Source organism: Pseudomonas sp. PA-1-6B, assembly GCF_021609545.1.
Lineage (GTDB): Bacteria > Pseudomonadota > Gammaproteobacteria > Pseudomonadales > Pseudomonadaceae > Aquipseudomonas > Aquipseudomonas fluorescens_BV.
On the sequence record NZ_WJZM01000001.1, the window covers coordinates 109,963 to 122,517 of the forward strand.

General features: G+C 61.6%; 10 protein-coding genes. All 10 read left to right on the forward strand.

The window, feature by feature from the left end; genetic code table 11:
* The first annotated feature begins 103 nt into the window (after window positions 1-103).
* The 10 genes from hutC to GIV35_RS00550 all read left to right on the forward strand — a co-directional run bounded on the left by hutC (window position 104) and on the right by GIV35_RS00550 (window position 12,545).
* Window positions 104-814, forward strand: a complete 711-nt coding sequence (hutC, locus tag GIV35_RS00505) for a histidine utilization repressor (protein ID WP_232917554.1) — start codon at window positions 104-106, stop codon at window positions 812-814.
* Window positions 811-1,371 (forward strand): HutD/Ves family protein, encoded by a 561-nt coding sequence (locus tag GIV35_RS00510; protein WP_105225450.1) that lies wholly within the window; start codon window positions 811-813, stop codon window positions 1,369-1,371. Before hutC ends, GIV35_RS00510 begins: the two co-directional genes overlap by 4 nt.
* Window positions 1,372-1,772: 401 nt before the next feature.
* Window positions 1,773-3,443, forward strand: a complete 1,671-nt coding sequence (hutU, locus tag GIV35_RS00515) for a urocanate hydratase (RefSeq protein ID WP_014716533.1) — start codon at window positions 1,773-1,775, stop codon at window positions 3,441-3,443.
* Window positions 3,444-3,532: 89 nt separating this feature from the next.
* A complete protein-coding gene (locus GIV35_RS00520) occupies window positions 3,533-4,978 on the forward strand; it encodes a purine-cytosine permease family protein (protein ID WP_236264508.1) in 1,446 nt (481 codons plus the stop codon).
* A gap of 69 nt (window positions 4,979-5,047) precedes the next feature.
* Window positions 5,048-6,013 (forward strand): ABC transporter substrate-binding protein, encoded by a 966-nt coding sequence (locus GIV35_RS00525; RefSeq protein ID WP_098949793.1) that lies wholly within the window; start codon window positions 5,048-5,050, stop codon window positions 6,011-6,013.
* A gap of 71 nt (window positions 6,014-6,084) precedes the next feature.
* The gene (locus GIV35_RS00530; protein WP_003187838.1) at window positions 6,085-6,936 is read left to right on the forward strand and encodes an ABC transporter permease; all 852 of its coding nucleotides are present in this window, start codon (window positions 6,085-6,087) and stop codon (window positions 6,934-6,936) included.
* Window positions 6,933-7,757, forward strand: coding sequence for a quaternary amine ABC transporter ATP-binding protein (locus tag GIV35_RS00535; RefSeq protein ID WP_014716537.1), 825 nt, complete (start codon window positions 6,933-6,935; stop codon window positions 7,755-7,757). The genes GIV35_RS00530 and GIV35_RS00535 overlap by 4 nt, the downstream gene beginning before the upstream one ends.
* Before the next feature lie 143 nt (window positions 7,758-7,900).
* On the forward strand, window positions 7,901-9,409 hold the full coding sequence (gene hutH, locus GIV35_RS00540) for a histidine ammonia-lyase (protein ID WP_223023716.1): 1,509 nt from the start codon (window positions 7,901-7,903) through the stop codon (window positions 9,407-9,409).
* A 26-nt stretch (window positions 9,410-9,435) separates the two neighbouring features.
* Window positions 9,436-10,974 carry a histidine ammonia-lyase gene (gene hutH, locus GIV35_RS00545; protein WP_223023717.1) on the forward strand — a complete coding sequence of 513 codons (1,539 nt, stop codon included), beginning with the start codon at window positions 9,436-9,438 and terminating at the stop codon, window positions 10,972-10,974.
* Window positions 10,975-11,135: 161 nt separating this feature from the next.
* Entirely contained in the window at window positions 11,136-12,545 is a 1,410-nt protein-coding gene (locus tag GIV35_RS00550) for an amino acid permease (protein WP_236264507.1), read from the forward strand.
* Window positions 12,546-12,555 lie beyond the last annotated feature (10 nt).

A 12,555-nucleotide genomic window follows, 5' to 3' on the forward strand; every position in this document is an offset into this window, starting at 1 on the left:
AGACGTTTGCCTGCTCGGTAAACTCCGGCAATCTATGCATCTTTTTCCCCTGCAAGGATTCCCTGTGCCGACTCCGCCCGCCAACTCTTCGCTGGCTGCCCACATGGACGAAAGTCCGGCGCCCTTGTATGCCCGCGTCAAACAGATGATCAGCCAGCAGATCCTCAACGGCAACTGGCCGCCCCATTACCGCGTGCCGTCGGAAAGCGAGCTGGTCAGCGAGTTGGGCTTCAGCCGCATGACTATCAACCGCGCCCTGCGCGAGCTGACCGCCGAAGGCTTGTTGGTGCGTATGCAAGGCGTGGGTACCTTCGTGGCCGAGCCCAAGAGCCAGTCGGCGCTGTTTGAAGTGCACAACATCGCCGATGAAATCGCTTCCCGCGGGCATCGGCACACTTGCCAGGTCATCACCCTGGGCGAAGAAGCTGCTGGTTCCGAGCGCGCCGTCGCCTTGGAAATGCGCGAAGGCGGGCGGGTGTTCCACTCGTTGATCGTGCATTACGAGAACGACATTCCCGTGCAAATCGAAGACCGTTTCGTCAACGCCCTGGTCGCGCCGCTATACCTACAGCAGGACTTCACCCAGCAAACCCCGTATGCCTATTTGAACCAGGTCGCTCCGTTGACTGAGGGTGAGCATGTGGTTGAGGCGATTCTCGCCGATGCCGCCGAGTGCAAGTTGTTGCAGATCGAGCCGAGCGAGCCGTGCCTGTTGATTCGCCGACGCACCTGGTCGGGTCGTCAGCCGGTGACTGCGGCGCGGTTGATCCACCCCGGCTCCCGTCACAGCCTCGAAGGACGCTTCAGTAAATGAGTGAGATCAACGTCTGGCGCGCCGCCGACTACGTGCGCATGCCGTGGAAGAACGGCGGCGGCAGTACCGAAGAAATCAGTCGCGACGCCGGCACCGGCCTGGATGGATTTGGCTGGCGTTTGTCGATTGCCGATATCGCCGAGTCGGGTGGGTTTTCCACCTTCGCCGGTTACCAGCGCGTGATTACGGTGATCAAAGGCGCCGGCATGGTGCTGACCGTAGACGGTGAGGAGCAGCGCGGGTTGTTGCCGTTGCAGCCGTTCGCGTTCAAGGGCGAAAGCCAGGTGTCATGCCGTTTGATCACCGGGCCGATTCGCGACTTCAACCTGATCTACTCGCCACAGCGTTACCACGCACGGCTGCAGTGGGTGGATGGCGTGCAGCAGTTTTTCAGTACCGCGCAGACGGTGCTGGTGTTCAGCGTGGCGGACGAGGTGAAGGTGCTGGGTGAAAAGCTCGGCCACCACGATTGCCTGCAAGTGGACGGTAACACTGAACTGCTGGAAATATCGGTCACAGGCCGCTGCTGCATCATCGAACTGACCGCACTCGGTTAAAAACTGTGGGAGCTGGCTTGCCTGCGATAGCGGTGTATCAGCCTAGGATGTGCTGACTGACACACTGCTATCGCAGGCAAGCCAGCTCCCACATTTGTTTTTGCATTGTTCACAAAATCTGTTTCCAACCCGCGCACCCATTTGTTACCGAACGCCCCAGCGTGATGCAAAGCTTCGCTGCCGTGACAAATTCCCCTTGCTGCAAAAAACCTCCGTAAGAAATTTCATCAAGCGTTGAAGCCTTGATTTACAAGGCTCGTACGCCCCGTGCAAAAAAATCCCAACCCCTCCCGGCTAAAGTTGGCCGCTCGATTGCATATGCTTGTACATACAAGTAAAGATGTGTGCGTAAGACTTCGCACCATCCATGTTCGCGCATCGATCGCCGAGGAGTCCTAGCTGTGACCAAGCCTACAAAATACCGTGACGTCGAAATCCGCGCCGCCCGCGGTAACAAGCTCACCGCCAAAAGCTGGCTGACCGAAGCGCCGCTGCGCATGCTGATGAACAACCTCGACCCGCAAGTGGCCGAGAATCCCAAAGAATTGGTGGTGTACGGCGGTATCGGCCGTGCGGCGCGCAACTGGGAGTGCTACGACCAGATCGTCGAGAGCCTCACCAATCTGAACGACGACGAAACCCTGCTGGTGCAATCCGGTAAGCCAGTCGGCGTGTTCAAGACCCACAGCAACGCCCCGCGCGTGCTGATTGCCAACTCCAATCTGGTACCGCACTGGGCCAGTTGGGAGCATTTCAACGAACTGGATGCCAAGGGCCTGGCCATGTACGGCCAGATGACCGCCGGCAGCTGGATTTACATCGGCAGCCAGGGCATCGTTCAAGGCACCTACGAAACCTTCGTGGAAGCCGGCCGCCAACATTACAACAGCGACCTGACCGGTCGTTGGGTGCTCACCGCCGGCCTCGGCGGCATGGGCGGCGCGCAGCCATTGGCCGCGACCCTGGCCGGCGCCTGCTCGCTGAACATCGAGTGCCAGCAAGTCAGCATCGACTTCCGCCTGAACAGCCGCTACGTCGACGAGCAGGCCACCGACCTCGACGACGCCCTGGCCCGTATCGCCAAGTACACCAAGGAAGGCAAGGCCATCTCCATCGCCCTGCTGGGCAACGCCGCAGAGATCCTGCCGGAACTGGTCAAGCGTGGCGTGCGCCCGGACATGGTCACCGACCAGACCAGCGCCCACGACCCACTCAACGGCTACCTGCCGGCCGGCTGGACCTGGGACGAATACCGCGCTCGCGCCAAGACCGAGCCGGCCGCCGTGATCAAGGCCGCCAAGCAGTCGATGGCCGTCCACGTCAAAGCCATGCTCGAATTCCAGAAGCAAGGCATCCCGACCTTCGACTACGGCAACAACATCCGCCAGATGGCCCAGGAAGAGGGCGTGGAAAACGCGTTCGACTTCCCAGGTTTCGTACCGGCTTACATCCGCCCACTGTTCTGCCGTGGCATCGGCCCGTTCCGTTGGGCGGCGCTGTCCGGCGACCCGCAAGACATCTACAAGACCGACGCCAAAGTCAAAGAACTGATCCCGGACGATGCCCACCTGCACAACTGGCTGGACATGGCCCGCGAGCGCATCAGCTTCCAGGGCCTGCCGGCACGTATCTGCTGGGTCGGCCTGGGCCAGCGTGCCAAGTTGGGCCTGGCGTTCAACGAAATGGTGCGCAGCGGCGAGCTGTCCGCGCCGGTCGTGATCGGCCGTGATCACCTGGACTCCGGCTCGGTCGCCAGCCCGAACCGCGAAACCGAAGCCATGCAGGACGGCTCCGACGCTGTGTCCGACTGGCCACTGCTCAACGCCTTGCTTAACACCGCGAGCGGCGCCACCTGGGTCTCGCTGCACCATGGCGGCGGCGTGGGCATGGGCTTCTCCCAGCACTCAGGGATGGTGATTGTCTGTGACGGTACTGACGAAGCGGCCGAGCGGATTGCGCGGGTGCTGCACAACGACCCGGCGACCGGGGTAATGCGCCATGCGGATGCGGGTTACCAGATCGCTATCGACTGCGCCAAGGAACAAGGCCTGAACCTGCCGATGATCAAGTAACGGCCGGCGCAGCACCTGTGGGAGCAGGCAAGCCAGCTCCCACAGAAGAGCAAGATGCATACAAAACAATCCATCAGAGGTTGAACAACATGGCTGCAAACGACACCACCCCGTTGATCGAGAAACGTTCGATCGACTACATCCCGGAAGCGGAAAGACATGGTCGTCTATTCAGCCAATTCACCCTGTGGATGGGTGCCAACCTGCAGATCACTGCGATTGTCACCGGGGCGTTGGCCGTGGTGCTGGGCGGTGATGTGTTCTGGTCGTTGATCGGCTTGCTCATCGGTCAATTGATCGGCGGTGGCGTCATGGCGCTGCATGCGGCGCAAGGGCCCAAGCTTGGCCTGCCGCAGATGATTTCCAGCCGGGTGCAGTTCGGCGTGTATGGTGCGGCCATTCCGATCGTACTGGTGTGCTTGATGTACCTGGGCTTCACCGCCACTGGCACCGTGCTGTCGGGCCAGGCGCTGGGCCAGTTGTTCGGGGTCAGCGACAGCGTCGGCATCCTGATTTTCGCCAGTGTCATTGTGCTGGTCACGGTGCTGGGTTACCGGGTGATCCACTTCATCGGCCGTGTCGCGAGCGTCATTGGCGTGATTGCCTTTGTGTACCTGTTCAGCCGCCTGATGAGTCAGACCGACGTCGGCGCGCTCCTGCAGATCCGTCACTTCAGCTGGAGCAGCTTCCTGTTGGCCGTATCACTCGCGGCCTCCTGGCAGATCGCTTTCGGCCCCTATGTGGCCGATTATTCGCGTTACCTGCCGAGCAGTACGTCATCGGTGAAAACCTTTCTCGCTGCTGGCGCAGGTTCGGTTATCGGTGCCCAAGTGGCGATGGTCCTCGGCGTGTTTGCCGCGGCCATGTCCAACGGGCAGTTTGCCGGCCACGAGGTGGCGTACATCGTTGGCTTGAGCGGCACGGGGGCCACCGCTGCGTTGCTGTATTTCAGCATCGCGTTCGGCAAGGTCACCATCTCCACGCTCAATTCCTACGGCAGCTTCATGTGCATTGCGACGATCGTCAGCGGTTTCCGTGGTCGCCTGGAGGTCACACGTCTGCAACGCCTGGTGTTCGTACTCGCCATTGTCGGTACGGCAACCCTGATCGCCTTGCTCGGCCAGCACTCGTTCCTAGGTGCGTTCAAGTCATTCATCCTGTTCCTGCTGGCGTTCTTTACGCCCTGGAGCGCGATCAACCTGGTGGATTACTACTGCATCACCCGCGAGCGTTACGACGTGCCGGCGCTGGCCGACCCGAACGGTCGTTACGGCCGCTGGAACCTGCTGGGCATCAGCGTTTATGTGTTCGGCGTGCTGGTGCAGTTGCCGTTCATCTCCACCAAGTTCTACACCGGCCCCCTGGTGGCCGCGCTGGGTGATGTGGATATCTCCTGGATCATCGGCCTGGTACTGCCGGCGGCCCTGTATTACGTGTGTGCGAAAAAATGGCACGGCACGGTACCCGATCACCTGATCCTGCCAAAAGAGCAGGGCGCTTCACCCATAACAAACGAGCTGGCTGCACAAGCCTGATGGGACGTGGACAGGGCAGGACGCCTACTGACTGCCGTAATCCATTTCAAGATTGGGAGCGTCACAACAATGACTATGAATAAGACCTTGCTGGCTACTTTGTTCGCGGCTGGCGTGCTGGCAAGTGCCGGCGCCCAGGCGGCCGGTTGGTGCGAGTCGGGTAAACCGGTGAAATTCGCCGGCCTGAATTGGGAAAGCGGCATGTTGCTCACCGACATCCTGCAAACCGTGCTGGAAAAAGGCTACGACTGCAAAACCGACAGCTTGCCGGGCAATTCCATCACCATGGAAAACGCCCTGGGCAGCAACGACATCCAAGTGTTCGCCGAGGAGTGGGTAGGCCGCAGCGAGGTCTGGAACAAAGCCGAGAAGGCCGGCAAAGTCGTCGGCGTCGGGGCTCCTGTGGTCGGCGCGGTCGAAGGCTGGTACGTGCCGCGCTATGTGATCGAAGGCGACGCCAAGCGCAAGCTGGAAGCCAAGGCGCCGGACCTGAAAAACATCGCCGACCTGGCCAAGTACGCCTCGGTGTTCAAGGACCAGGAAGAGCCGTCCAAGGGCCGTTTCTACAACTGCCCGGCCGGCTGGACCTGCGAGCTGGACAACAGCGAAATGCTCAAGAGCTACGGCCTGGAAAGCACCTACACCAACTTCCGCCCGGGCACCGGCCCGGCGCTGGATGCGGCGGTACTGTCGAGCTACAAGCGCGGCGAGCCGATCCTGTTCTACTACTGGTCACCGACACCGCTGATGGGCCAGGTCGATCTGGTCAAGTTGGAAGAGAAGCCCGGCGTGGACAAAACCGTGAGCATCAAGGTCGGCCTCTCCAAGACTTTCCACGAACAAGCCCCGGAGCTGGTGGCCGTGCTGGAAAAGGTCAACCTGCCCATCGACCTGCTGAACCAGAACCTGGGCCGCATGGCCAAGGAGCGGATCGAGTCGCCGAAACTGGCGAAAATATTCCTCAAGGAACATCCTGAAGTCTGGCACGCCTGGGTGAGCGAAGACGCAGCCAAGAAAATCGACGCGGCCTTGTAGGTCAAGTGTGCACGGCTACCCTCAAGGGTGGCCGGGCGGCTGGTCACAACCCACTGGATCGAGAGCACGATATGTTTCCTGAGAGTTTTACCTTTTCCATCGCCGACTGGGTCAACGGTTGGGTGGACGCACTGGTCACCAACTATGGCGATGTGTTCCGGCACATCTCCGACACCCTGCTATGGGCCATCGTCAACCTGGAAGGCCTGCTGCGCGCAGCGCCCTGGTGGCTGATGCTGGCCATCGTCGGCGGTATTGCCTGGCACGCCACGCGCAAGGTGGTGACCACGGCGGTGATCGTCGGTTTGCTGTTCCTGGTGGGCGCCGTTGGCCTGTGGGACAAGCTGATGCAAACCCTGGCACTGATGATGGTTGCCACGGTGATTTCGGTGTTGATCGGCATCCCCCTGGGTATCCTGTCGGCGCGCAGTAATCGCCTGCGTTCGGTGTTGATGCCGCTGCTGGACATCATGCAAACCATGCCCAGCTTCGTGTACCTAATCCCGGTGCTGATGCTGTTCGGCCTGGGCAAGGTCCCGGCAATTTTCGCTACGGTGATCTACGCCGCGCCGCCGCTGATTCGCCTGACAGACCTGGGTATTCGCCAGGTCGATGGCGAAGTCATGGAAGCCATCAACGCCTTCGGCGCCAACCGCTGGCAGCAACTGTTCGGCGTGCAATTGCCGCTGGCGCTGCCAAGCATCATGGCCGGGATCAACCAGACCACCATGATGGCGCTGTCGATGGTGGTGATCGCCTCGATGATCGGTGCCCGTGGCTTGGGTGAAGACGTGCTCGTCGGCATCCAGACCCTCAACGTCGGCCGCGGCCTTGAAGCCGGGCTGGCGATCGTGATTCTCGCAGTGGTCATCGACCGCATTACCCAGGCTTATGGCCGCCCACGGCATGAGGCGAGCAAATGACGACTGTCAGCAAAATCGAAGTCAAAAACGTCTTCAAGATTTTCGGCGCACGCGCCAAGGATGCGCTGGCCATGGTCGGCCAGGGCAAGACCAAGGACCAGGTACTGGCCGAGACCGGTTGCGTGGTCGGCGTCAACGACCTGTCCCTGAGCATCGGCACCGGTGAGATCTTTGTGATCATGGGCTTGTCGGGTTCGGGCAAATCCACCCTGGTGCGCCACTTCAACCGTCTGATCGACCCCACCAGCGGTGCGATCCTGGTGGACGGCGAAGACATCCTGCAACTGGACATGGAAGCCCTGCGCCAATTCCGTCGGCACAAGATCAGCATGGTGTTCCAGAGCTTCGGCCTGCTGCCGCACAAGAGCGTGCTCGACAACGTTGCCTACGGCCTGAAAGTGCGTGGCGAGACCAAGCAAGTCTGCGCCGAACGTGCGTTGCACTGGATTGAAACCGTGGGCCTCAAAGGCTACGAAAACAAATACCCGCACCAGCTGTCCGGTGGCATGCGCCAGCGCGTGGGCCTGGCCCGCGCCTTGGCGGCAGACACCGACATCATCCTGATGGACGAAGCCTTCAGCGCCCTCGACCCGTTGATCCGCGCCGAGATGCAAGACCAGTTGCTCGAGCTGCAAAAGACCCTGCACAAGACCATCGTGTTTATCACCCACGACCTCGACGAGGCCGTGCGCATCGGCAACCGCATTGCGATCCTCAAGGACGGCAAGCTGATCCAGGTCGGCACCCCGCGAGAGATTCTGCACTCGCCGGCGGATGAGTATGTGGACCGCTTTGTTCAGCGGCGGGCGGCGGTGGTCTGATCCGGGCTGTGTGGTGAATCGGTTGGCGCCATCGCAGGCAAGCCAGCTCCCACACTTGATCGGGTTCACATAGGTCAAATGTGGGAGCCGGGCTTGCCCGCGATGAGGCCGGCAATGCTGTAGAGATTATGAAGAGGTCAACGATGTCCCAGGCAACCAAAATCATCATCGCCGACACCCCCATGCGCTGGCAGGACGTCACCGCCGTCGCCCGCCACGGCGCCATGCTCGAACTGTCGGGCCACGCCTGGGCGCGTATCGACAATGCCCAAGCCATCGTGCAGCGCATCGTCACCAGCGGCGAGCGTGCCTATGGTGTCAACACCGGCCTGGGCGCGCTGTGCAACGTCTCGCTCAAGACCGAGCAACTGAGCCAACTGTCGCGCAATACGCTGTTGAGCCACGCCTGCGGCGTCGGCCCGGTGCTCAGCGATGAGCAGACCCGTGCGATCATCTGCGCGGCGATCATCAACTACAGCCACGGCAAATCCGGCCTGCATCCGCAGGTGGTGCACGCGCTGCTGGCGCTGCTCAACCATGGCATCACCCCGCAAGTACCGTCCCAAGGCTCGGTGGGGTATCTGACCCACATGGCCCATATCGGCGTGGCCCTGCTGGGCGTTGGCAATGTGAGTTATCGCGGCCAGATCGTCACGGCGCAACACGCGTTGCAGGCTGAAGGCTTGCAGCCGGTGGTGCTCGGCGCCAAGGACGGCCTGTGCCTGGTCAACGGCACGCCCTGCATGACCGGCCTGAGCTGCCTGGCCCTGGCCGATGCGCATCACTTGCTGCAATGGGCCGACGTGATCGGTGCAATGAGTTTCGAAGCCCAGCGCGGCCAGATCGACGCCTTTGACGAAGAAATCATTGCTCTCAAGCCGCACCCTGGCATGCAGCAAGTGGGTATCAATCTGCGTGCCCTGCTCGACGGCAGTGAGGTGATTGCCAGCAGCAAAGGCATTCGCACCCAGGACGCCTTGAGCATTCGCTCGATCCCGCAGATTCACGGCGCGGCCCGCGACCAGGTAGAACACGCCACGCGCCAGATCGAGACCGAACTCAACAGCGCCACCGACAACCCGCTGGTGCTGGGCACCCCAGACAGCTACCGCGTGGTGTCCCAGGCCAACCCCCACGGGCAGTCCGTCGCGTTGGCGGCCGACATGCTCGCCATCGCCATGGCCGAGATCGGTTCGGTGGCCGAGCGTCGCCTGGACCGCCTGGTCAACCCGCATGTCAGCGGCCTGCCTGCCTTCCTGGTGAGTAACCCGGGCGTCAACTCCGGAATGATGATCGTGCAGTACGTCGCCGCGTCCTTGTGCGGGCAGAACCGCCAGTTGGCGCAACCCGCGGTGCTCGATAATTTCGTCACCTCGGGCCTGCAGGAAGACCACTTGAGCATGGGCACCAACGCCGCGCTCAAGCTGCACCAGGTGCTGGCCAACGTCACCCAGATTCTTGCTATCGAGTACCTGCTGGCGGCCCAGGCTTTCGAGTTTCTCAAGGACCAGCACTTCGGCGCCGGTACCGACCGCGCCTGGCGTTTGCTGCGCGAAGTGGTCCCTGCGTATGAACAGGACCGCTGGCTGGCGCCGGATATTGCCGCCGCTGCCCAATTGCTTAAAGACACTGCTTTACCGAATTTGCACTGAACACCTAAGAACAATTCACAAGGAGTATGAATGTGACTGCGCTAAACCTGATTCCAGGCCAACTGAGCCTCGCCCAACTGCGTGCCATCTACCAGCAGCCAGTAACCCTCAGCCTGGATGACAGCGCCTCGGCCCAGATCGAAGCCAGCGTTGCCTGCGTGGAGCAGATTCTCGCCGAGAACCGCACCGCCTATGGCATCAACACCGGTTTTGGCCTTTTGGCATCGACCCGCATCGCCAGCGAAGACCTGGAAAACCTCCAGCGTTCCCTGGTGCTGTCCCACGCCGCCGGCGTCGGTGAGCCGATCAGCGATGCGCTGGTGCGACTGGTCATGGTGCTCAAGGTCAACAGCTTGAGCCGTGGCTTCTCCGGGATTCGTCGCCAGGTGATCGACGCGCTGATCGCGCTCATCAACGCCGAGGTGTACCCGCACATTCCGCTCAAGGGGTCAGTGGGGGCTTCCGGTGACCTGGCGCCGCTGGCGCACATGTCCCTGGTACTGCTTGGCGAAGGCAAGGCGCGTTACAAGGGCGAATGGCTGGAAGCCACCGAGGCGCTGAAAATCGCCGGCCTCACGCCGCTGACCCTGGCCGCCAAAGAAGGCCTGGCGCTGCTCAACGGCACCCAGGTGTCCACGGCCTATGCCCTGCGTGGCCTGTTCGAAGGCGAAGACCTGTTCGCCGGTGCCCTCGCTTGCGGCGGCCTCACTGTGGAAGCGGTACTGGGTTCGCGTTCGCCGTTCGATGCGCGTATTCATGCAGCGCGTGGCCAGCGTGGCCAGATCGACTCGGCAGCGGCCTATCGCGACCTGCTCGGTGAGAGCAGCCAGGTTTCCCAATCGCACCAGAACTGCGACAAGGTGCAAGACCCGTATTCCCTGCGTTGCCAGCCGCAGGTCATGGGTGCGTGCCTGACTCAATTGCGCCAGGCCGCCGAGGTGCTGGTGGTAGAAGCCAACGCAGTGTCCGATAACCCGCTGGTCTTTGCCGCCGAAGGCGATGTGATTTCCGGTGGCAACTTCCACGCCGAACCCGTGGCCATGGCCGCCGACAACATGGCGCTGGCCATTGCCGAAATCGGCTCCCTGAGCGAGCGCCGGATCTCGTTGATGATGGACAAGCACATGTCGCAACTGCCGCCGTTTCTGGTGGGCAATGGCGGGGTGAACTCCGGCTTCATGATCGCCCAGGTGACCGCCGCCGCGCTCGCCAGCGAGAACAAGGCGCTGGCCCATCCCCATAGCGTCGACAGCTTGCCGACTTCGGCCAACCAGGAAGACCACGTGTCCATGGCCCCGGCTGCGGGCAAGCGTTTGTGGGAAATGGCCGAGAACACCCGGGGCATTCTCGCGGTGGAATGGCTCGCGGCGTGCCAGGGCCTGGACCTGCGCGACGGCCTGAAGACCTCGCCCAAGCTGGAAAAAGCCCGTGGCATGCTGCGCGACAAGGTGGCGTTCTATGACAAGGACCGCTTCTTCGCCCCGGACATCAACGCCGCCAGCGAACTGCTCGCCAGCCGCTGCCTGAATGAGCTGGTGCCGGCCAAGTTGCTGCCAAGCCTCTAAGAGCGACATTGACCCATGTGGGAGCTGGCTTGCCTGCGATAGCTGTAGGTCAGCAACCCATCTCTTGACTGATACACCGCTATCGCAGGCAAGCCAGCTCCCACAGTTTGAGTGTTTGCAGCTTTGGATTTTCTCGGGATAAGAATAATTAGGGAAGAGAAATGCACCAGCCAGAAAAAGGTTTGAAACGCGGGCTCAACGCCCGACATATTCGCTTCATGGCCCTGGGTTCCGCGATCGGTACCGGGCTGTTTTATGGCTCCGCCTCCGCCATCCAGATGGCCGGCCCTGCCGTGCTGCTGGCCTACCTGATCGGCGGCGCCGCTGTGTTCATGGTGATGCGCGCCCTCGGTGAAATGGCCGTGCACAACCCGGTGTCCGGCTCCTTCGGCCACTACGCCAGCACCTACCTGGGGCCCATGGCCGGGTTTATCCTCGGCTGGACCTACGCCTTTGAAATGATCATCGTCTGCCTCGCCGACGTCACCGCGTTCGGCATCTACATGGGCTTCTGGTTTCCCGAAGTGGCCCGTTGGGTCTGGGTGCTGGGCATCGTATTCCTGATCGGCGGCCTGAACCTGTGCAACGTCAAAGTCTTTGGCGAGATGGAGTTCTGGCTGTCGTTGCTCAAGGTCGGTGCCATTGTGGCGATGATCCTCGGCGGCTTTGGCATCATGTTGTTCGGCATTCACTCGGCGGGCGAAACCCCGGCCAGCGGCCTGAGCAACCTGTGGGCCCACGGCGGCTTCATGCCCAACGGCATTGGTGGGCTGATCGCCTCGTTTGCGGTGGTGATGTTTGCTTTTGGTGGCATCGAAATCATCGGCATCACCGCCGGTGAAGCCAAGGACCCACAGCGCGTGATCCCCAAGGCGATCAACGCGGTGCCGCTGCGTATCCTGTTGTTCTACGTGCTGACGCTGTTCGTGTTGATGGCCATCTACCCGTGGCCGCAGATCGGCAGCCAGGGCAGCCCGTTCGTGCAGATCTTCAGCAACCTGGGGATTGGCTCGGCGGCGACCATCCTCAACATCGTGGTGATCTCGGCGGCGGTGTCGGCGATCAACAGCGACATCTTCGGCGCCGGCCGCATGATGTACGGCCTGGCCCAACAAGGGCAGGCGCCCAAGGGCTTCGCGCAATTGTCCAAGCAAGGCGTGCCATGGATGACCGTGGTGGTCATGGGCGCCGCTTTGCTCGGCGGTGTGGTGCTCAACTACCTGATCCCGGAAAACGTGTTCCTGCTGATCGCCTCGATTGCCACCTTCGCCACCGTGTGGGTATGGCTGATGATCCTGTTTACCCAGGTCGCCATGCGCCGCTCGATGACCAAGGCGCAGATCGCCGAACTGAAATTCCCGGTGCCGTTCTGGCCTTATGCGCCGGCGGCGGCCATTGTGTTCATGCTGTTTGTGTTTGGTGTACTCGGTTACTTCCCGGATACCCAGGCGGCGTTGATGGTAGGCGCCGTGTGGATCGTGCTGCTGATCATCGCCTACTGGCTGTGGGTCAAGCCTGTCGCCGGGCAAACCGCCAAGGTCGATTACGACCCGGTTTTGTCTCATCGATAACTTAGGGAGG

What these genes read in the sequence shown, in the direction of transcription:
- GIV35_RS00510 (WP_105225450.1), top strand. Translation starts at nt 811, where the DNA reads ATGAGTGAGATCAACGTCTGGCGCGCCGCCGACTACGTGCGCATGCCG.
- GIV35_RS00520 (WP_236264508.1), top strand. Translation starts at nt 3,533, where the DNA reads ATGGCTGCAAACGACACCACCCCGTTGATCGAGAAACGTTCGATCGAC.
- hutH (WP_223023716.1), top strand. Translation starts at nt 7,901, where the DNA reads ATGTCCCAGGCAACCAAAATCATCATCGCCGACACCCCCATGCGCTGG.
- GIV35_RS00525 (WP_098949793.1), top strand. Translation starts at nt 5,048, where the DNA reads ATGACTATGAATAAGACCTTGCTGGCTACTTTGTTCGCGGCTGGCGTG.
- hutH (WP_223023717.1), top strand. Translation starts at nt 9,436, where the DNA reads ATGAATGTGACTGCGCTAAACCTGATTCCAGGCCAACTGAGCCTCGCC.
- GIV35_RS00530 (WP_003187838.1), top strand. Translation starts at nt 6,085, where the DNA reads ATGTTTCCTGAGAGTTTTACCTTTTCCATCGCCGACTGGGTCAACGGT.
- GIV35_RS00535 (WP_014716537.1), top strand. Translation starts at nt 6,933, where the DNA reads ATGACGACTGTCAGCAAAATCGAAGTCAAAAACGTCTTCAAGATTTTC.
- hutC (WP_232917554.1), top strand. Translation starts at nt 104, where the DNA reads ATGGACGAAAGTCCGGCGCCCTTGTATGCCCGCGTCAAACAGATGATC.
- GIV35_RS00550 (WP_236264507.1), top strand. Translation starts at nt 11,136, where the DNA reads ATGCACCAGCCAGAAAAAGGTTTGAAACGCGGGCTCAACGCCCGACAT.